The 19,841-nt window shown below is 67.0% G+C and carries 22 protein-coding genes, 1 other RNA gene and 1 pseudogene; 4 read left to right on the top strand and 20 right to left on the bottom strand.

Annotation, left to right across the window (positions count from 1 at the left end; translation table 11 throughout):
- Nucleotides 1-5: 5 nt before the first annotated feature.
- The 14 genes from MSB02_RS10010 to MSB02_RS09945 all read right to left on the bottom strand — a co-directional run bounded on the left by MSB02_RS10010 (nt 6) and on the right by MSB02_RS09945 (nt 13,223).
- On the bottom strand, nt 6-686 hold the full coding sequence (locus MSB02_RS10010; RefSeq protein ID WP_267195101.1) for a response regulator transcription factor: 681 nt from the start codon (nt 684-686) through the stop codon (nt 6-8).
- A gap of 69 nt (nt 687-755) precedes the next feature.
- Nucleotides 756-1,781, bottom strand: a complete 1,026-nt coding sequence (locus MSB02_RS10005; RefSeq protein WP_267195100.1) for an aspartate-semialdehyde dehydrogenase — start codon at nt 1,779-1,781, stop codon at nt 756-758.
- The gene (locus MSB02_RS10000; protein WP_267195099.1) at nt 1,781-3,043 is read right to left on the bottom strand and encodes an aspartate kinase; all 1,263 of its coding nucleotides are present in this window, start codon (nt 3,041-3,043) and stop codon (nt 1,781-1,783) included. Before MSB02_RS10000 ends, MSB02_RS10005 begins: the two co-directional genes overlap by 1 nt.
- A gap of 92 nt (nt 3,044-3,135) precedes the next feature.
- Nucleotides 3,136-5,679 (bottom strand): HD domain-containing phosphohydrolase, encoded by a 2,544-nt coding sequence (locus MSB02_RS09995; protein ID WP_267195098.1) that lies wholly within the window; start codon nt 5,677-5,679, stop codon nt 3,136-3,138.
- A 146-nt stretch (nt 5,680-5,825) separates the two neighbouring features.
- Entirely contained in the window at nt 5,826-6,758 is a 933-nt protein-coding gene (locus MSB02_RS09990; RefSeq protein ID WP_267195097.1) for a thiamine pyrophosphate-dependent enzyme, read from the bottom strand.
- A 3-nt stretch (nt 6,759-6,761) separates the two neighbouring features.
- On the bottom strand, nt 6,762-7,958 hold the full coding sequence (porA, locus tag MSB02_RS09985; RefSeq protein WP_267195096.1) for a pyruvate ferredoxin oxidoreductase: 1,197 nt from the start codon (nt 7,956-7,958) through the stop codon (nt 6,762-6,764).
- A 2-nt stretch (nt 7,959-7,960) separates the two neighbouring features.
- Entirely contained in the window at nt 7,961-8,281 is a 321-nt protein-coding gene (locus MSB02_RS09980) for a 4Fe-4S binding protein (protein ID WP_267195095.1), read from the bottom strand.
- Nucleotides 8,278-8,853 carry a 2-oxoacid:acceptor oxidoreductase family protein gene (locus MSB02_RS09975; protein ID WP_267195094.1) on the bottom strand — a complete coding sequence of 192 codons (576 nt, stop codon included), beginning with the start codon at nt 8,851-8,853 and terminating at the stop codon, nt 8,278-8,280. The genes MSB02_RS09980 and MSB02_RS09975 overlap by 4 nt, the downstream gene beginning before the upstream one ends.
- Before the next feature lie 166 nt (nt 8,854-9,019).
- Nucleotides 9,020-9,622: a recombination mediator RecR gene (recR, locus tag MSB02_RS09970; protein ID WP_267195093.1), complete on the bottom strand. Its 603-nt coding sequence runs from the start codon at nt 9,620-9,622 to the stop codon at nt 9,020-9,022.
- A 2-nt stretch (nt 9,623-9,624) separates the two neighbouring features.
- Nucleotides 9,625-9,954 (bottom strand): YbaB/EbfC family nucleoid-associated protein, encoded by a 330-nt coding sequence (locus MSB02_RS09965; protein ID WP_267195092.1) that lies wholly within the window; start codon nt 9,952-9,954, stop codon nt 9,625-9,627.
- Nucleotides 9,955-9,957: 3 nt separating this feature from the next.
- Nucleotides 9,958-11,721 (bottom strand): DNA polymerase III subunit gamma/tau, encoded by a 1,764-nt coding sequence (dnaX, locus tag MSB02_RS09960; RefSeq protein WP_267195091.1) that lies wholly within the window; start codon nt 11,719-11,721, stop codon nt 9,958-9,960.
- Nucleotides 11,722-11,799: 78 nt separating this feature from the next.
- An RNA gene (ffs, locus tag MSB02_RS09955) (signal recognition particle sRNA small type) lies at nt 11,800-11,895 on the bottom strand.
- A 108-nt stretch (nt 11,896-12,003) separates the two neighbouring features.
- The gene (locus MSB02_RS09950) at nt 12,004-12,372 is read right to left on the bottom strand and encodes a response regulator (RefSeq protein ID WP_267195090.1); all 369 of its coding nucleotides are present in this window, start codon (nt 12,370-12,372) and stop codon (nt 12,004-12,006) included.
- Nucleotides 12,373-12,434: 62 nt separating this feature from the next.
- Nucleotides 12,435-13,223 (bottom strand): amidohydrolase family protein, encoded by a 789-nt coding sequence (locus tag MSB02_RS09945; protein WP_267195089.1) that lies wholly within the window; start codon nt 13,221-13,223, stop codon nt 12,435-12,437.
- Nucleotides 13,224-13,389: 166 nt separating this feature from the next.
- Between MSB02_RS09945 and MSB02_RS09940 the strand changes: the two genes are divergently transcribed.
- Entirely contained in the window at nt 13,390-13,758 is a 369-nt protein-coding gene (locus MSB02_RS09940) for a PadR family transcriptional regulator (protein WP_267195088.1), read from the top strand.
- Nucleotides 13,755-14,528 carry an HAAS signaling domain-containing protein gene (locus MSB02_RS09935; RefSeq protein ID WP_267195087.1) on the top strand — a complete coding sequence of 258 codons (774 nt, stop codon included), beginning with the start codon at nt 13,755-13,757 and terminating at the stop codon, nt 14,526-14,528. The genes MSB02_RS09940 and MSB02_RS09935 overlap by 4 nt, the downstream gene beginning before the upstream one ends.
- 53 nt (nt 14,529-14,581) lie before the next feature.
- On the opposite strand, the gene MSB02_RS09930 is transcribed toward MSB02_RS09935, so the two are convergent.
- From MSB02_RS09930 to MSB02_RS09910, 5 genes are read right to left on the bottom strand one after another with little or no spacing between them, the layout of a single operon-like run.
- A complete protein-coding gene (locus MSB02_RS09930) occupies nt 14,582-14,719 on the bottom strand; it encodes a hypothetical protein (RefSeq protein ID WP_267195086.1) in 138 nt (45 codons plus the stop codon).
- Between the two features lie 25 nt (nt 14,720-14,744).
- Nucleotides 14,745-15,809, bottom strand: a complete 1,065-nt coding sequence (locus tag MSB02_RS09925; RefSeq protein ID WP_267195085.1) for an ABC transporter permease — start codon at nt 15,807-15,809, stop codon at nt 14,745-14,747.
- Nucleotides 15,806-17,053: an ABC transporter permease gene (locus MSB02_RS09920; protein WP_267195084.1), complete on the bottom strand. Its 1,248-nt coding sequence runs from the start codon at nt 17,051-17,053 to the stop codon at nt 15,806-15,808. The genes MSB02_RS09925 and MSB02_RS09920 overlap by 4 nt, the downstream gene beginning before the upstream one ends.
- A complete protein-coding gene (locus tag MSB02_RS09915; RefSeq protein ID WP_267195083.1) occupies nt 17,050-17,913 on the bottom strand; it encodes an ABC transporter ATP-binding protein in 864 nt (287 codons plus the stop codon). Before MSB02_RS09915 ends, MSB02_RS09920 begins: the two co-directional genes overlap by 4 nt.
- Nucleotides 17,910-18,374: a GbsR/MarR family transcriptional regulator gene (locus tag MSB02_RS09910; protein ID WP_267195082.1), complete on the bottom strand. Its 465-nt coding sequence runs from the start codon at nt 18,372-18,374 to the stop codon at nt 17,910-17,912. The genes MSB02_RS09915 and MSB02_RS09910 overlap by 4 nt, the downstream gene beginning before the upstream one ends.
- A gap of 137 nt (nt 18,375-18,511) precedes the next feature.
- Between MSB02_RS09910 and MSB02_RS09905 the strand changes: the two genes are divergently transcribed.
- Entirely contained in the window at nt 18,512-19,123 is a 612-nt protein-coding gene (locus MSB02_RS09905; RefSeq protein ID WP_267195081.1) for a zinc ribbon domain-containing protein, read from the top strand.
- Nucleotide 19,124: 1 nt separating this feature from the next.
- A pseudogene (locus MSB02_RS10625) lies at nt 19,125-19,679 on the top strand (ABC transporter ATP-binding protein); the annotation flags it as partial.
- Here MSB02_RS10625 and MSB02_RS09895 read toward each other — a convergent pair.
- Nucleotides 19,673-19,828, bottom strand: a complete 156-nt coding sequence (locus MSB02_RS09895) for a hypothetical protein (protein WP_267195080.1) — start codon at nt 19,826-19,828, stop codon at nt 19,673-19,675. The pseudogene MSB02_RS10625 and the gene MSB02_RS09895 sit on opposite strands and share 7 nt — an antisense overlap.
- Between the last annotated feature and the right edge of the window lie 13 nt (nt 19,829-19,841).

Raw genomic sequence — 19,841 nt, 5'->3', positions numbered from 1 at the left:
GGGTGCTAACCCCTTGCGAAGAAGTAGCCGACTCCCCTGATGGTCTGGATGATGCGGTTGTCGTGGTCCCCGATCTTGTTGCGGATGTGACACACGAAGACCTCGATCACATTCGAGTCGGTGGCACGCTTGGCGCCCCAGACCGCCTCCATGATCTCATCACGCGAGATGACTCGCCCTGCGTTGGCCACGAGATACGCGAGCAGGTCGAACTCCTTCGCGGTGAGGTCGAGTTCGGCGCCGTCACGCGTAGCCACCCGGCGCTCGGTGTCGATCGAGACGCCGGACGCCTCGACCTGGGCCGGAGTCGCCGGCGACGAGGTGCGCTTGAGGAGCGCGCGGACGCGCGACATCAGCTCGGGGATCTCGAACGGCTTACGGAGGTAGTCGTCGGCGCCAGCCTCGAACCCGGCGACGACGTCGTGCGTTTCCGCCCGCGCGGTGAGCATGAGGATCGGTACCTCCGACCCGCGCTTCCGGATGTGGCGGGCCACATCGATGCCGTCGATGCCGGGAAGCATCAGGTCGAGGACCACGAGGTCGACATCGTTGTCGAAGAGAAGATCGATGGCTGTGGGGCCGTCACCGGCCTTGAGGACATGATATCCCGCATGCCGCAACTCGAGTTCGACGAAGCGAGCGATCGTCGCGTCGTCCTCGACGATAAGGATGGTCTGCTCGGACATGGCAACGCCCCCATGGGTCTGTGACTTCGAGCGCGTGCTCCCGTCTGCGCACACGCACCTGTGGCCATGTTAACCCGCGAGCAGCGCTTCGGCTATCTGCACCGTGTTCAGAGCTGCACCCTTGCGCAGCTGGTCGGCGACGATCCAGAGCTGCAGACCGTGCCGCACGCTGTCATCCCGCCGTATCCTGCCCACGTAGCAGTCGTCCGTGCCTTCGAGCATCCCGGGCATCGGGTAGATGCGTTGGGCGGGGTCGTCGAGCACGGTCACACCCGATGCACCATCGAGCGCCTCCCGTGCCGCCGCGGGCTCGACCGCGGCGTCGAACTCCACGGCGACGGCCTCTGCGTGACAACGGAGCACCGGCACGCGCACGCAGGTCGCCGCGACGCCGATATCCGGATCGCCAAGGATCTTCTTGGTCTCGGCCACCATCTTCCATTCCTCTTTGGTGGAGCCGTCCTCGAGGAAGACGTCGATCTGCGGGATGCAGTTGAAGGCGATGCGGTGCGCGAAGGCCGACGGCTGGATCTCACGCCCGGCCAGGAGATCGCCGGTCTGCTCGTAGAGCTCGTCCATAGCCGCCTGGCCGGCGCCGGATGCCGCCTGATACGTGGAGACGACGACGCGCCTGATGGGCGCGAGGGAGCGGAGAACATCGAGCACGACGACCATCTGTATGGTGGAGCAGTTGGGATTCGCGATCACGCCGCTGTGCCACGCCAGGTCGTGGGCGTTGACCTCGGGCACGACCAGCGGCACGCCGTCTTCCATCCGGAACGCCGACGAGTTGTCGATCATCACGCATCCGGCCGAGGTGACCGCCTCTCGCATCTCCCGCGACACCGAGGCACCGGCCGAGAACAGGGCGATGTCCACGCCCTCGAAACTCCGCCGGGTCATCTCTTCCACGACGAGCTCGCCGCCGGCGAACGGCACGCGTCGGCCGGCGGAGCGAGACGACGCCAGGGGGACCACCCTGGACGCGGGGAAGTCGCGCTGGCCCAGGACCTCGAGCATCTCGCGCCCCACGGCCCCGGTGGCGCCCGCCACGGCGACCACCGGATGCGCGGCGATCGGTCTGTCCCATCCCATCACAGATCACCTTCTCCGCAGCCCGGGATCGACTCCACGACGATGTCGCCATCGGCGAGTCCGAAGCTGTCGTGAAGCGCCCGGACCGCCACATCAGCCTCGTCGCCGGCCACCACGCACGTGACCCTGATGGTCGAGGTGGAGATGAGATCGATGTTCACGCCCGCCTCAGACAGTGCGCGGAACATCTGCGCGGCGATGCCGGGGTGGGTCTTCATCCCCGCGCCCACCAGCGATACCTTGGCGATGGACTCGTCAACGACCCATTCACGGGCCCCGAGCTCGGCCACGACGGCCTCTGCCGTTCGGCGCGCGCGCACGAGATCCGTGCCGGGGACGGTGAACGAGATGTCGGTGCTCCCCGCCTCGGAGACGTTCTGGATGATCATGTCCACATTGACGTTGCTCTCGGCCATCCGGGTGAAGACCGCTGCGGCCACGCCGGGCCGGTCCGGCACGTCGCGGATGGTTATCTTGGCCTCCGAAGCGTCACACGTGACACCAGAGATGATCGCCTGCTCCATGGTCTCGTCCGCCTCCCTCACGATGGTCCCCGGCTCACCGGTGAAGCTCGACCGGCAGTGGATGACGACGCCGTGGTTGCGCGCGAACTCCACCGCACGCAGGTTCAGGACGCCCGCACCGCTCGCCGCAAGCTCGAGCATAGGTTCGTATGCGATCTCTGTGATCTTGCGCGCCCCCGGCACGATCCGCGGATCCGCCGTGTACACACCATCGACGTCGGTGTAGATCTCGCACATGTCGGCGTCGATGCCCGCCGCGATGGCCACCGCCGTGGTATCCGAGCCCCCGCGGCCGAGGGTGGTGATCTGCCCGTCGGGCGTCACGCCCTGGAAGCCGGCCACTATCACGATCTGGCCGTCTTCGAGAGCCGTACGCACACGGTCCGCCCGCACCTCGAGGATCTTGGCCTTGGTGTGACCATGATCGGTCACGATGCCCACCTGCGGCCCGGTGAAGGAGATGGCACGGCGACCGGCGGCATGGATAGCCATCGCGAGGAGCGCGATCGACACCTGCTCGCCGGTGGCGAGCAGCATGTCCATCTCGCGCTCAGGCGGTTCGGGGTCGACCTGGACGGCGAGGTCCACGAGCTCGTCAGTGAGATCGCCCATCGCCGAGACGACGGCAACGACCCGGTTACCCGCATCGGCGGTGGACACGACACGCTGGGCCACCGCACGCATGCGCTCGGGCGTACCGACCGAGGTGCCTCCGTATTTCTGGACGATGACGGCCATACGAACCTTCCGTGCGCATCGACGCGACGTCGAGAGCGGTCACGACAGGGAGTCAGTGTACCAACAACCGCGCGGTCGCACCGAGTACGTCATCAGATCGTCGGCGAGAACCCCATGCGGTCGGCGTGTGCCCGCATGCGCTCCGGCAGGGCCTCGATCGCCTCGCTCAGGAAGTGGTCCGCCAAACCGGCGCCGGACGCCTCCTCCATGCGACTCCGGATCGTGGTCAACGCGGTCCTCAGATGGGCCACGTATTCGTCGTCGTCGAGATCCGAGTCGGCGCGCATGACGAGCCGCCCCGCCTCGAGCATGAGCGGCGCCCCTGCGTCCCGCAGATCGTCGTTCACCGCGCGCTCCAGGTTGTTGGCCAGGCGTGGGCCGCCGAGCCGTCGGAAGTTGGCGAACATGCCGTCACAGATGGCGATGAACACCGCTTGCGCCTCATCGGTGCCGATGAGCGCCTCCTTGTCGCCCGGCCCCTGGGCGCGTCCTTCGCGCGACTCGAGGACCTCGACGAACGCATCAACGACGCGTGGGTCGAACTGGCCCCCGGAACAGCGCTGCAGCTCCAGGACCGCCTCCTGCTGCGAGCGTCCGCGGCGGTATGGGCGATCCGCCACCATGGCCTCGAAGGCGTCGGCCACCGTCAGCACGCGCGCGAGCAATGGGATCTCGTCGGTCTTGAGCCCGGCGGGATAGCCATGACCGTCGTAGTGTTCGTGATGGTGACGCACCACCGGCGCGATCGGCCATGGGAACGCCACCGGCTTGAGGATGTTCGCGCCGATCAGGGGATGATGCCGCATCTGGCTCATCTCTGCGTCGGTCAGCTTGCCCGGCTTGAGCAGGATGTCCTCGCTGATGCCGATCTTCCCGATGTCGTGGAGGTAGGCGGCCATCTCCAGGGCGGTCATCTGCTCGGTCGAGAGCTCCATCTGCTCGCCGATCATGAGCGCGTATTCCGCCACGCCCTCGGAGTGACCGCGGGTGTACGGGTCCTTCGCATCGACAGCGGCGGCAAGAGCGCGGACCGTTGCCAGATAGGCCTCCTGGACGCTGGAGAACAGGCCGATGTTGCCGACCGCGATGGTGACATGGTTCGCGATCGTCGACAGCAGTCGAACATCGTCACTGGTGAACCGCCGCTCGGGGTCGCGGGTGCCCACCGTTATGGAGCCGATCGTCCCCTCCGCCGTCTGGAGCGGGACACACAGCACGGCGATCGCGCTCGACGGGTCTGCCCCCGAACCATCATCGGCATCCGGACCCGCGGGATTGAAGATGAGCGGACGACCTTCACGGATGACCCATTCGGACATCGAGTTGCTCACGATCGTCGCATCGCGCCCGACGGGATCCACGCCCCGTGAGGCCCCCAGTCGCAGCTCGCCTGTCTCCTTGTCGGCGATCACGATGTATCCCAGTTCGGAGTCGAAGATGCGGAGCGCGGACTCAAGGACCGAGTCGAGCAGGCTCTCGAGATCGAGCGTGAGACCGAGAGAGCGGCTCATCTCGTACAGCGTGGCGAGCTCGAGCACCTTCTTAGTGAGCGAGTCGCTCCGTTCGCGCAGCGAGTCGGTCATGCGGTTGAAGTTCTCGGCAAGCCCGGAGACCTCGTTCGAGCCGGTGATCTCCACCTTGGCGCTGAAGTCGCCCTCCGCGAGTCGTCTCGTGCTCGTGGTCAGTGCGTGCAATGGCGTCGTGACCGAGCGCACTACCCACCAGCTCAGGCCGGCGAGCAGCAGGACGATCACGGACGACCACAGGACCACGAAGCGTGTGGCGGCCATAGTGGCATCGCGCGCGGGCGAGGCATCGACGCCGCACACGATCACGAGATGCTCTCCCTGTGACGTCGCCACGGGGATGGTGTCAGCCGCCAGACGGTAGTGGTGTGTGGGGGAGTCGTACAGGACGCTGGTGTCGGCGCCCTGGACGAGCGACTCGACCGCCGCGCTGAACTCCTCATCGGAGTACGGATCGGGTTCAGGCGCCGTTTCTCCCTGCGGGCGCCGGATCGCAACGGTGCGCCCGTGCATGTCGGTGATCAGTATCCCCGATCGTCCCCCCAGCGCGAGGCTCCCCAGCAGCTCGTCGTCTATCTCGAGGACGCTCGCGAGCGCCCAGCTATCGTGCCCATCGCCGGGGATGTCCACCTGCGACCACAGCGCGTACCCGTCGCCGAACGGGATGACCATCGGGCTGCCATCATCGACCGCTTCGAGCTCAGCCCGCGCGGGTACTGCGATGTCCCCGGCAGCGACACCCCTCGACACCGCAGCTATCGGAAGCCCGTCCCCGTCGGTCACCACGATCATATCGAGGTCGATCGCCTCGTTGGAGAAGCGCAGATGCTCCTCGATCTCCGCCGGATCCCCCCGCCCGACGATGTTCACGAACCCGGGACGCGCCGCGAGGACCTGGAGCGCCCGGGTGGCGCTGCCCGTGTGGTGCGCGAGGTCAGCGATCACGTAGTCGGCCGTCGCCCTGGCGGTCTCCTCGCCGAGCGAGCGGGTGAAGTCGCCCAGAACACGGGCGGAGACGACGGTGGCCACGATGCCGATGAGTACCGACACGAGCACGAGCGGCCAGATGATCTGGCTGCTGAGGTGCCTGCCGAACGGGTTCCTACTCATGCAGCGCGACCCCCGGTGTCGGGAGGGACCATGCACACGCCGCCACGCAAGCGACTGCTCGCGCCTGCGTGGCGCTTCACGCGCATTCTAGCATCGAGGGCCCCGGTGACGCGTCACCGGGGCCCTCGATCGCGAACGGACAGCCGTCACTCGGCCGAACAGCGGACCATCAATGCATCCCACGCGCGATCGACGTCCGACTGGATCTCGGCGAGCAACTCCTCGTTGCCGGGGGCGAACAGATGCTTGAAGCGGCCCTGCGGCTTCAGGAACTCCTCGATAGGCTTGCGGTTGGCGACCTTGACGGTCTGCCGCCACACGCCGTCCTCCACCTCGTACACGGGCCAGAAGCCGGTCTGCACGGCGAGCTTGGCGATCTCGACCGTCTTGCTCGACGGCGTGCGCCAGCCGCGCGGGCACGGCGCGAACACGTTAAGGAACGCCGGGCCTGGAGTGTTGAACGCCTTCTCGGCCTTGGTGGTGAGGTCCTTCCAGTGCGAGATCGAGGCTTGCGCGACGTACGGGACGCCGTGCGCCGCGATGATCGCCGTCAGGTCCTTCCTGCGCTGCTGCTTGCCAGCCTGCGCCGAACCCACTTCCGAAGTGGTGGCCCAGGCGCCCTTCGGTGTTGCCGAGGAGCGCTGGATGCCGGTGTTCATATACGCGCCGTTGTCGTAGCAGACGTACACCATGTCATGACCGCGTTCCATGGCGCCCGAGAGCGACTGCAGGCCGATGTCGTAGGTGCCGCCGTCACCGCCGAATGCGACGAAGCGCACCTTCTTGTCAGGGTCGATCTTCCCTGCCCGACGAAGGCCGTTGAACGCGGCCTCGACGCCGGAGATCGTCGCAGCCGAGTTCTCGAACGCGTTGTGGATGAACGGCGTCTTCCACGACGAGTACGGGTAGATGGTCGTGGAGACCTCGAGGCACCCGGTGGCGCAGCCGACCACGACGGGATCCTCGCCGGCGCCGAGCAGCACCTGGCGCACGGCGATAGAGGCGCCGCAGCCGGCACACAACCGGTGCCCACCGGCGAGACGGTCCTCGCGATGGGTGAGTTCCTTGAGATTCGCCATGTCCTAGGCCTCCTCTCTCGCGCCGAGGTACACAAGCCCGGCGGGAGCCGCAGAACCGGCGGCTATATCGGACAGGTCGTCGTAGACGCGTTCGATGAGCTCGAGCCTCACGTCAGCGCCACCCAGGCCGTAGATGTAGCCCACGACGGGCACGCGGGTCTCGAGGTCGTAGAGCGCTCCCCGTACCTCGGTGAACAGCGGACCGCCTTCGGCGCCGAACGACTCGGCACGGTCAAGCACCGCAACGGCCTTGAGGCCCTTGAGTGCCGCCGCCAACTCGGCGTACGGGAACGGACGCCACACGCGGACCTTCACCACGCCGACCTTGCGGCCGTTCGCGCGCAGCTCACGCGCGACGTGGCGGACGTTGCCGGCCGTCGAGCCGATGACGACCACGGCCGTCTCGGCGTCTTCCATCCCCCAGGTCTCGATGACGTCGAACGGGCGGCCGGACAGCTCCGAGTACTCGGCGCCGACCTCCTTGATGACCGCACGAGCGTTCTCCATCGCCTCGCGCTGCTGGCGCTTGAACTCGAAGAACGGGCCGCCCAGGCCGGAGAAGCTTCCGTGCAGGACCGGGTCATCGGTATCGAGGAGGGCGCTCGCAGACTCATAGTCGCCGACGAAATCGGCCACCGTTGCATCGTCCATCACGCACACGCGGTCGATCGAATGCGTGGTGATGAACCCGTCGAGCGCGCTGATCGCGGGAAGGAGCACGTCGGGGTGCTCGGCCACGCGCAACGCCATGATCGTGTTGTCGTAGGCCTCCTGCGCCGTCTCGGCGAAGTAGGTGACCCAGCCCGTGTCACGGGCGCCCATGATGTCACCGTGGTCGCAGTGGATGTTGATCGGCGCCGACAGCGCGCGGTTGGCGTTGGCCATCACGATCGGGAGTCGCATGCCGGAGGCGATGTGCAGCTCCTCCCACATGAGCGCGAGGCCCTGCGACGAGGTCGCCGTCATCACGCGGGCGCCTGCGGCCGACGCACCGATGCAAGCGCTCATCGCCGAGTGCTCGCTCTCCACGGTCACGTACTCGCAGTCGGTCTTGCCTTTGGCCACGAAGCCGGCGAACTCCTCGACGATCGTGGTCTGCGGGGTGATGGGATATGCGGCCACGACATCGGGCTTGCACTGGCGCATGGCTTCCGCAACGACCAGGTTGCCGGTGGTGGCGAGTGTCTTCTGCTCGGGCATCTCTACTTCACCCCCGGGAGTTCGCAGCCTTCTGGGACCATCTCGATCGCGTCCACAGGGCAGACCTGCGCGCAGATGCCGCAGCCCTTGCAGTGGTCGAGATCGAAGCTCGTGACCTTCTCGTCGGCCACGTTGATCGAGCTGTCAGGGCAGACGATCCAGCACAGGAGGCACTGCGTGCACGTGGCGTCATCGCGCCACGGACGCTCGCTCCGCCACCCACCCGTGATGTAGTCGTTGCTGTTGCCGGCCTCGGGGATGATCGCGCCGGGGGGGAACTGTCCGTAGGTCCACGATCCCATCTCGGAGATATCCCACTTCATGCCACGGTCACCTCCTCGAACGCGCGGTCCACGGACGCCCAGTTGGCGTCGATCATCTCCTGGCCGAACTTCTTCGAGAGGTTCTTGGCCAGGAGGCCCTTGAACGCCTCCAGGTCCACGACGGAGGTCGCCTTGATCAGGGCGCCGACCATCGGGGTGTTGGGGATGTCCCGCTTGATGGTGTCGAGGGCGATACCCGACGCGTCGACGCATGCAACGCGGACGCTGTCGGACACCCCGAGCTTGGCGCGGACCTCAGCGGGAGGCGTGCAGGTGTTGATGAGGATGACGCCATCGTCGTGCACGCCCTCGGCCACATCGACGATGTCGATGAGCGAGTCGTCCAGCACGATCACGATGTCGGGGTTCTCGATGTTGCAGTGGATCTCGATCGGGTCTGACGAGATGCGGGTGAACGCCTTGATCGGCGCTCCCATGCGCTCCGGACCGTATTCGGGCATCGCCTGCAGGTACTGATCGGCCGCGAGCGCGGTCTCGGCGACCACCTTTGCGGCTGTGACGGCACCCTGGCCGGCACGGGCGTGCCAGCGAATCTCCGTCAGCTGTGGCATGGGCTCCCCCTTTCTGGGATGAGTCGGCCAGGTTCGGGCGGGACGAGAGGTGAGGCCGGGTGATGTTCGATAGCCGTATCAGGATACGCGGGTACCCCGTCAGCCCGACCGGCCCGCAAAGGTCAGCGGCGGACGCCAATCGGTGAACGGTAGCAAGAATCTTCCATCAATCCATCTCACGGCGTGCTTCGAGGGCGCGACCGAGCGTCACCTCGTCGGCGTATTCCAGGTCACCGCCGACCGGAAGACCGGACGCGATGCGCGTGACGCGGACCCCCAGCGGACGGATGAGACGTGACAGGTACAGCGCGGTCGTCTCGCCCTCGATGTCCGGATCGGTGGCGAGGATCACCTCGGTGACGTCGCCCGCACGGAGGCGGTCGACCAGCTCTCGCACCCGCAACTGCTCCGGGCCGATGCCGTCGATGGGCGAGATGGCCCCTTGCAGGACGTGATACGTGCCCCTGAACTCTCCCGTGCGCTCGACGGCTACGACGTCGCGTGGCTCCTCGACCACGCAGATGGTGGCCGTGTCACGCCCGGGATCACCGCATATGTCGCACAGGTCGCCCTCAGCGAAGTTGAAGCACCGCTCACAGAAGCGGATGGTCCGCTTCACGTCGACGATCGCGTCAGCGAGACGTCCGGCCGCATCGTCATCGCCCCGCAGGATGTGATAGGCGAGCCGCTGCGCCGACTTGGGTCCGATGCCGGGCAGCCGCTCGAGCTCCTCGAGCAACCGGGCGATCGGAGGGGCGTAGAAGGCCATTCCTAGAACATCCCGCCCGGCAGCCCGAGTCCGCCGGTGACTGCGGCCATCTTCCGCGACGCGAGGTCCTGCGCCTGGCGCATGGCCTCGTTGACCGCGGCCACGACCATGTCCTCGAGCATCGCTACGTCATCCGGATCCACGGCCGATGGATCGATCGAGACCGACTCCATACTGAGGTCGCCCGTCATCACCACCTTGACCGCGCCACCGCCGACCGACGCCTCGACACGCTCGTCCTTGAGCTCCTCCTGCACACGGGCCATATCGGCCTGCATCTTCTGAGCCTGCTTCATCACGTTCTGCATGTTGGGCTTCATGCGCCCTCCCATCCTCTATCCATCTTCCTGTCCGTCTGTGACATCTTCGATGATCTCGCCACCCAGCTCTGCGAGCACCGATGCTTCAAGGTCCACGGCCGGCTCCGTGGCCGTGTCGGCCGCCTCGTCCCGTCGGGGCGCCTGCGCGGCCACAGCCTCCGCCGACGAGGACGCCCCTGATCTGCCGAGCCGGTACTCGACAGGCGGTTCCTGTCCGAGCACCGAGCGGACCGCACGGCGAAGGACGCCGAGGGTCTCCGTCTCACGGGCGAGATCCATGGCGAAGCGCTGATCCGCGGGGAACTCGACCACCAGGGTCCCCGAGACCACTTCGGCCTCGGTGCCGTTGAATATGTGCGCGCGCGGTGCGCGGATCTTCTTGATCTCCGCCAAGACAGCAGGCCACGCCCGCTTCACCGTCGCGACATCGAGGCTCTGCGCTCCCGGAGACGCCGCGTCCGCCTTGGCGGGTGCGGACGACGGCTCGGCCGCCGAGTCCGTGCCGGAGCGCCCGGATGCCGGAGAAGCGGCGGCCCCGTCGGCCCGCGGCCGCTGTGACCGCGCGACGGGATCCGCCTTCGCGGGGCGGGACTCGGAGGCGACCGGCGAGGGCGCCGCGGAGAAGTCGGTGAGCGGGGCTCCGGCCTCAAGCGCGTCCACACGCTCGGCGAGCGAGGCCAGCGTGAGGTCGCCCTGCGGACGCGCCATCCGCGTCATCGCGACCTCCACCGCAAGACGCTGATCGGCCGCATACCGCAACTCGGTGGTCAGCCGCTCCAGGATCTCCAGCACCCGCCCGATGCGGTCGGCACCGAACCGGGTCGCCTGGCTCTGCAGGCGGCCGAGATCCTCGGAGGTCGTGTCGACCGCCACGTCGCCGCCCACCGCCGCGAGCACGAACAGGTCGCGGAAGTGGCGCACGAGGCCCTTCACGAACTCGGCCATGTCGATACCAGCCTCCGCCATTCGCGCCACGAACCTGAAGGCGCCCGCCACATCGCGCTCAAGCACCAGGGAGGCGGCCTCGAACAGCACGTCGGCGTCGACCTCGCCAAGCAGCCCTTCGACATCCTCGAGACGGATCGTCCCGCCGCCGAAGGAGGCGAGTTGCTCGAGCGTCGTGATGGCGTCCCGCATCCCGCCGAGCGCGTGCTTGGCGATCAGCGTGAGCGCCCCGTCCGGAACATCCACGCCCTCGGCCTCGCTGATGGTTCGCAGCCGGCCGACGATGTCCTCTACCGAGAGTCGCCGGAAGTCGAACCTCTGGCAGCGGGAGTGGATCGTCTCGGGGACCTTGTGGGGATGCGTGGTGCACAGGATGAACACGGTGCGCTCGGGAGGCTCCTCAAGCGACTTGAGGAGGGCATTGAACGCCGAGGTGGACAGCATGTGCACCTCGTCGATGATGTAGACCTTCCACCGGCCCCGGGCGGGCGCGTAGTTGAGCCGCCCGATGATCTGCTCCCGGACGTCCTCGACGCCCGTCCGCGAAGCCGCGTCGAGCTCCTGGACGTCGGGGTGCGTGCCGTCGGCGATCGCCCGGCACTGGTCGCAGGTGTCATCGGGATCGGCGGTGGGGCCCTGTTCGCAGTTGAGGGCCTTGGCGAGGATCCTCGCCGTGGTGGTCTTGCCCGTCCCGCGCGGCCCGGTGAACAGGTACGCGTGCGCCACCGCCCCGTCCGCCACCGCGTTGCGGAGCGTCTGCTGGATGTGCGGCTGCCCGACCACGTCGTCGAAGGTCTGGGGGCGGTACTTGCGGTACCAGGACAGGTGAGTCATGGAGTTCGGCTCCTCGGGGTGCTCCGGTCGGTGTTCGCCGCATGCAGGCTCGGCCGTGACATCGTACGCTCCGGCGTTCGGGACCAGGTCCCGGGCACCCGGCAGAGGCCGCTTATGGCTGCTTCCTTCCGGACCTGACCAGGTTCACGACATACCGCCACCCGAGACCCGGACCCGAATGCCGGAGCGCGGTCTTTCAGTATAGGGGGTCGCCCGACCGCGCGCGAGTGGCGCATCGCCGGGGCGAATGTGAGGGTCGTGGCGCCCACAGGACGCCGGACTTCAGCGCTTGAGCAGGCGGTCCACGAGGGCAAGGAGCTCCTCGCCGTTGATCGGCTTGGTCACGAAGACGTCGCATCCCGCGGCCATCGCCTTGTCCTGATCGCCCCGCATCGAGTGCGCGGTCACCGCCACGAGCGGGATACCCTTGAACCGCTCGTCAGCCTTGATGCGCCGCGTGGCCTCGTAACCGTCGACCTTGGGAAGCTGCATGTCCATGAGGATGAGATCCGGGATGCGCGTCTCCAGCGCATCGAGCGCCTCGGCCCCATCGAGGGCGACCTCGACCTCGTACCCCCGGCTCTCCAGCAGGTAGGTCATCAGGTAACGGTTCTGCGGATGGTCTTCGACGACCAGGATGTGCGAGCCCATCTCGTCCTTCCTGTTGCGGCGATACCCGACAAGTATACCCGCTGCGTACGGAGAGACTCCCGTCAGATGCCGAACAACGCCCGCGCGTTCGAGGACAGGATCATCCCGAGTTCGTCCTCGGTGAGGCCGATGTCCTTCAGCTGCGCTATCTCGACGCCGGCATCGGCCCACGGGCCGTCGGAGCCGAACAGCACGCGATGCGCGCCGTGCTCGCGGATGAGCGACAACAGCTCGTCATCGGGTAGGATGCCCGGCACGTACGCCGTGTCGAGATACACCTGCCGCCCGCACAGATGCTCGCGGACCTCGTCCCAGTAGCGGAATCCGCCCATGTGCGCGAGGATGCACACCATCCCGGGCCAGTCATCAAGCATCTGCGCGAACACGTCAGGGTGGGCGTCCGTCCCCTCATCGACCACGAAGCCCCCTGCATGGAACAGGATGAGCATGCCGTGCCGTATGACCGCCTCGTAGATCGGCGCCATACGCTCCTCCTCAGGAGAGAAGTCCTGGTTCTGTGAGTGCAGCTTGATGCCGCGCACCCCCGCGGCCGCGAGCCGCGAGATCTCCTCCTCCGGATCCGGCAGATCTGGATGCATCGCACCGAGCGGGACGATCCTCTCGTTGCCGATCCCCATGACCCAGTCGTTGATCGTGCGCACCTGTGACGGCTTGGTGGCCACCGGCGCGAGGACGGACCGGTCGACACCCCGCAGCGCCATGGAGCCGAGGAGCCCGCTCACCGTTCCGTCGTAGTAGGCGCGAACGCCTTCACGGCCCACGAGACGCCCGACCGCCATCTCGGCGAGCCCGTCGGGGAACGCGTGGGTATGTGAGTCGATGACCAGCACGGATACTCCTTCACGCCGCGGACACGTCGGCGCCGCCCGAACCAGCAGTCTACCGCACCATGGCCCCTCCACGGTCGCGGCGGTACCGGGGGTACGGCCTCCGCTTGCAGACACGCCGGTGTGAGGGTACTGTTCATTACACAGTATCCGTATCAGACGGGGTCCGATGGCCAGACGTACACGAACCGCACCGGATGACGGCTTCTCATCATGGTCGACGCAGCTCCGCAAGGGGATCGTCGAGCTGATGATCCTCAACCTCGTGCAGAACGAGGCTCTGTACGGATACGCCATCGTGAGGGAGCTCAAGGAGCGCGGAGGGCTCGTGGCAGGCGAGGGGACCGTCTACCCGGTCTTGCGGCGTCTAGAGGCCGACGGCCTCGTCTCCTCGGCATGGTCTGACGAAGGCCCGGCCGGACCGCGGAAGTACTATCGCATCACCGCCGAGGGGCGTGCGTTCCGCGAACGCGCGTGGGCCGAGTGGGAGACCGTTGCGGGAGCCATGGACGAGCTCGGGGGGAAGGGCGACCGATGACGCAAGCGGAACACGCCGACATCACGCGATACCTCGCAAAGGTGCGCCGGGGCCTCAGGGGACTGCCGCCCGGGGATGTGAATGACACGATCGAGGAGATCCGCACGCACCTGTACGAGGAGGTCGGCGAGCGCGGTGACGCCGCGGCCGTCCTGCGGGACTTCGGCGATCCCGTGGAGGTGGCCTCCGAGATCGTCGAGCGCCGCGTGCGGCCGGACGAGGGACGGTGCGTACCCCAGGCGTCGCTCGGACGCCGGTACAGCGCATGGGCCACCGACGTTGTCATCGGCCTCGGACCGATGCTGCTCGTTCCCACCGCCCTGACCTTCTCCACGCTCGCGGGAGGCCTTCATGGCGCCGACGCCACGATGCCGGTGTGGATACAGATGTCCGAGCACGTCGCCCACGGGTGGTTGACGGCGCTCGGCTACGAGGGCCTTCCCGCACCCGCCGCTGTGTCTGCGTGGCAGTGGGCGCTCGCCACGGTCCTTGTGGGGTGGGCGGTGTTCTACTGGATGGCGCTCCGCCGCTCCCACTCCGCGAGCGTCGGCATGTGGATGACGGGTCTTCGGGGCATCCGCGTCAACGACGATCGCGTGGTGGTGCGGGAGCGCGATATCGCTCAGTCGCCGGCACCGCTCGGCGCCGGCAGGGGCCGGTGGTGGATACTCGTTGCCGCGATACCCACGGGCTGCCTCTGCATCCTGCTGCTCATCTACTACGTGTGGATGTGCGTCGGGCCGTTCCTGCCGCCGCGCATCCTCGGCTGACCGGCCGAGCTCAGGAGCACACGCCTCCCGGCCCGGACCGGTCGCCGGGGCCGTCACTCGTTGTCGAGCTCGGCCTGCGCCGCCTTCTTCGCCTTCATGTTCTCCATGATCTTGCCCCACACCTTGAGCTTGAGATAGCCGATAGCCACCACACCCACGGCGATCAGGGCCCACCAGTACCACTCCATCACACGACCTCCTTAGGCGTCCGCGGGATCACTGCCCGGCCATCTGGGCCTGCATGCGCTTGGCGAGCCACCATGCGGCAGCGCCGAGCGCGGCGGTGATGCCGAGCGCAACGACGAGCTCCACCCATACCGCGCCGAGACCCTCACCCATCACCGAGACCTGCCAGATCGGTTCGATGATCCAGTACAGCGGGAAGATCTTGGCGATCCACTGGGGCCACTCCGGGAAGATGTAGAAGAGCGTGGGCGCGAAGAGGAAGATGCCGCTGCCCTTCACGATCGCGAACATGATCGACGAGTCCTTGGCGTAAACGCCGGCAAGGATGCCGAGCACCGAGGAGAGCGCCCCCGCCACCAGGATGACCACCAGGACCTGCGCCCAGTTGGCGCCGAACGCACCGTTGAGTGCGAGTGACGCCGAGGCCAGCACGACCGAGAGGACCACCCCGAGCAGCCACTTGGCGATCAGCACCTCGCTCGCCTTCACCGGTGTCACCAAGAGCGACATGAGCGTGCCCTGCTCCTTCTCCTCCACCAGGTTGGATCCCGGCACGAACAGGCCCGCCATCACGAGCGCGTAGAACACGATGACGGGGATGAGACGCCTCGACATCGGCAGCCCGGCCTCGCCGAAGCTCACCACGTCCACCGTGACGGGCGCCTCGCTGCCCTCGATCTCACGGATGAGGTCGACCGCTGTGACCGTGAGGATGATGCGGTTGGAGGCGTAGCTCTCGCCGCCGACGAAGAACTGCAGCGCGGGTCGGTCTCCGTTGCGCACGGCCTCGTCGAAGCCCTGCGGCAGGATCAGCCCGGCGTCCAGGTCGTTCGCCTCCACCTGTGCCTTCATCTCCCCGGCATCGTCGAGGAGCGTGAGCTCGATGCCGTCCATGTCACTGATGGCCGCCGTGATCGAGGAGTCGCCATCGTCCACGATGCCGAGTCTCGGCTTGGGGTCGAAGAGCGACCCGAACGCCACCTGCAGGATGAGCGTGAGCGCGAACGGCAGCACGATCGCCCACAGGAAGATCGAGGAACGCGGACCGAGCGCGAGGTCCTTGCGGAGGACCTTCCAGATACGCGAGAGGCTCATAGCGTCTCCACCTTCCGCTTCAGAGCGAACAGTCCGGCGAAGTACAGGACCACCAGCCAGAGCGCCGCATACGCCAGCGAACCCCATGCATCGCCCCAGGTGCCGCCGTAGGCGGTCGTGTCGACGAGGACCTTGATGATCGGATACGACGGCAGCGCCTTCACCCACGGCGCCGCGGAACCGGGGAACATCACCGAGATAGCCGGTATGAGCAGCGGGATCGTGAACAGCATCGCGTAGAAGAGTTGACCCATGAAGTCCTTGCCCGCCGCCCCCACGAACAGCGCTATGCCCGTGAACATGATCGCGCCCATGACCAGGACGGTGAGGATCAAGGACCAGTTCGCCGATGTCACGCCGCCGATGAAGACAAGGATGATCAGCGCCTGCGAGAGCGACATGAGCGTGCCGAAGATCGTCTTGGCGGCGAGGAAGTCGCCCACCTTGGCCGGCGTCACCAGGACGGCCGTCACCGTGCGCTGCAGCACCTCGGTGGAGACGAGAGAGGCCATGGAGAACGTCTCCATGAGGAGCACCATGAAGAGCAGCAGCGGACGCATGCGCTCCTGCATGGTCACCTGGTCGCCCATACGGTCGTCGCCGAGCACGATGGTGTCCTCATCAGGCATGCCCACAGGGAGTTCGCGGCCCGCGATCTGATACGCGGCCTCCCGCACGAAGCTCTTCATGGCGGTCTGGATCTCCTCGCCGATGCCTGCCTGCGAGTACACCGTGACCGTGAGGTCGTCCTTGCCGGCTGCGACCCCGGCTATGAAGTCGCTCGGGAACGCCACGCCGATATCGGGCTCGACACGCTCGGCGTCCTCCGGCTTCTTGTCACCCGCCTCCTTGTCCCGGTAGACCATCTCCCCGCTCTCCGTGCGCCAGAGTTCCAGCGAGCCTTCGATCACGCCGCGGAGCCGCTCTTCGCTCTCGAACTCGATGAGCGCGAGGCCCTCCTCCCCGGCAGCAAGGTCGATGTCGTCAAGCTCGGCAAGCTGCTCCTCGGTCGCCCCCATCTCCGCAAGCGCTTCCCTCGCGTCGCCGATCATCTCCGGGATCGCCGGATACACGCCGAGTGTGATCGACTCGTCCACGGAGTCGGGCAGCGCGTGGAACAGGAATGGGGCCGCGATCAGAACGACCAGCGTGAGCCCGAGGAACACCAGGTCCCGCGAGTATGCTGTGAGCTCCTTCTTGAGGAGCGCCCGGATGATCGCCGGGCGCGATGTCGGACGGCTCATCCCTCGAGCCCCCTACCGGTCAGCTGGATGAAGATCTGGTCCAGCGTCGCCTCCTCGGTGTGGATGGTCATCAGGTCGGGACTGGCGGCAAGCTCGGCGAGCTTTGCCGAAGAGCCGTCGCCGTCGAGCGGCAGGACCTCCTCGCGCACACCGTCGCCGTCGCGCAGTCGCACCTTCACCGAGCGTGTGCCGTACTTGAGCTTCAGGTTCTCCGCCGTATCAAGCGCCACGATCTGGCCCTCGTTGATGAACGCGACCCGGTCGGAGAGTTCGTCGGCCTCGAACATGTCGTGCGTGGTGAGCAGCACGGCCGCGCCACGCTCCGCCTCCTCGCGTATCGTCTTGCGGATCGACGCCGAGGTGACGGGATCGAGACCGTCGGTAGGCTCGTCGAGGAAGAGCACGTCGGGCTTGTTGATGAACGCGCGGGAGATCATCATGCGTTGCCGCATGCCCTTGGAGAACGTCTTCACACGGTCCTTCGCCCTGTCGGCGAGGCCCACGCGCCGCAGGACCTCCACCGAGTCCGGCTCTTTGATGCCGAACAGACTCGCGTAGAAGTCGAGGTTCTCTTTCGCCGACATGTTGAGGTACAGGTTCTTCTCCTCGAAGCAAACGCCGATGCGGGCCTGCAGCTCCGGGTCATCGGTGCTCACATCGATGCCGAGGACCCGCGCCACTCCGCTCCTGGGTGTGAGCTGGCCGGTGAGCATCTTGATGGTCGTGGACTTGCCCGCTCCGTTGGGGCCGAGGAAGCCGAGGATCTCCCCCGGCTGCACCTCGAACGAGATGTCCTTCACGGCCTCGAGGTCGCCGTAGCTGAAGCGTAGGTTCTCCACACTGATGGCCGGGCCTGTCATGATCCGTTCCTTTCGTTGAACCGCTCGATCACGCCCTTGAACTCCTGTTCGAAGAACGCGTACACGTCGTGCATCTCCTCAAGCCGCTCCCGTGCGTGTGGCGAGGTGGTCGTGGCGAGGACCTCCTCGGCGATCTTCCTGATGTACCCGGTCGCCGCGATCTTGCGGGCAAGCACGTCGCCCCACCGGCCCTTGAGCATCCGGTAGTGCGATTCGCGTGAGCCGCGCACGCGGTAGCGCTCCACGAGCTCGGTGCCTTCGAGGAACTGCACCGCGTTGCTGATCGAGGCGCGGGAGACGCCAAGCGCATCGACCAGCTCGGTGGTGGACAGCCCCTCCCCCTCGGCCAGCGTGAGGGCCGCGTACACGCGGGCGATCGTGTGCGGAAACCCCACACCCTCCAGCATTCGCGAGAGCCTCTCCAGCGAATCCGACGGGGCGGCACCCCGGTCTCCAGACACAGCGCCTCCTCTCGATGCGAACGACTATCAGAAGTTTCATTCATTTGTGAACGTTATGAATCTTACCCCATCCCGTCGGCGTCTAACAGTGCAAGGCGGTACACTTCTTCCTGACGGCTCCGACCGAAGGGACAGCCATGCCGAGCTCTTCCCGCTTCTGCAGCTCTTGCGGCGCCGAGGCAGGCGCCGGCGACGCATTCTGTACCGCATGCGGCGCACCCCTGCAGGCAGCGGCGCCCGAGCCCGCCGCGCCCACGCCCGCGCCCGCCGGTGCTCCCGCCGCAAGCGGCGAGGAGATCCTCGCCGTCATCGGCGGACTGACCCTCGTCGCGGGCTTCATGGGCCTCAAGCAGAAGTCGTACACGCTCGTCATCACCGACCGCCGCCTGATCTTCGCCGAACTCACCAAGGAGAAGGTAACGGCCACCGTGAACGCGGCCCGCGACAGCGCCAAGGCCGAGGGCAAGGGTTTCTTCGGCCAGTGGGGCGCACAGTTGAAGTCGTCGACCAGCTACTCCGAAGCGTACTGGCGGATGTCGCCGGACGCCGCTCTTGCCGAGACGCCCGGCAACTGGGCGGTCGAACGCTCCCAGTACCAGGGCGCCAAGTTCCGGATGGGCGCCACGGACGAGAACACCAGCACGCCCGACGTGCTCACGATCAAGGCATCCACGGGCAAGTGGAAGTTCAACGTGAGCGGCAGCCTCGGCTCCGTGAAGAAGGCGCTCAAAGAGACCGGCCTGGCGTAGCGTGACATCGGACGTCCTCATCGATCTGCGTGACGCGGAGGTCGTACGCGACGGACGCACGATCCTCCATGTCGACCGTCTCGCATTCCGCGAAGGCGAACACGTTGCGGTGCTCGGCCCCAACGGCGCGGGCAAGTCCACGCTCATCGGCCTGCTCACCCGCGACATCCGTCCCCTCGTGCGCGACGAGCCCCCGGTGCTCATGCGAGGCGCATCGCTCTGGGACCTGTTCGCGGCGCGACGCATCTTCGGAGTGGTCTCGGACGCCCTGCAGGAGGAGCACCGCAGGCGGTTGACCGTGCGCGACGTGGTGCTGTCGGGATTCTTCGGATCGATAGGGCTGTACCGGCCCGGCGAGGTCACGTCTGAGATGGAGGCGTGGGCCGGAGAGCTGCTCGACCACCTCGGCATCGCCGATCTCGCCGACCGCACGATGGACACGCTGTCGACCGGCGAGGCGCGGCGGGCGCTGATCGGCAGGGCGCTCGTGCACGACCCCGCGCTCCTGGTGCTGGACGAGCCCACGCACGGCCTCGACCCCGCGGGCGCCTACCACTTCCTGCGGCTTCTCAGGCGGATCGCCGAGACCACCGCGCTCGTGATCGTCACCCACCACGTGAGCGACATCGTGCCCGAGGTCGACCGCGTGGTGATGCTGAAGGACGGCCGCGTGTTCCGCGACGGCCCGAAGCGGGAGATGCTCACCGGTGCCGCGCTC

The sequence above is a fragment of the Anaerosoma tenue genome (genome assembly GCF_023161965.1).
Classification (GTDB): Bacteria; Actinomycetota; Coriobacteriia; order Anaerosomatales; family Anaerosomataceae; genus Anaerosoma; species Anaerosoma tenue.
Note: the sequence above shows the minus strand (reverse complement) of the source record. Positions and strands in the feature narration are given on the sequence as shown.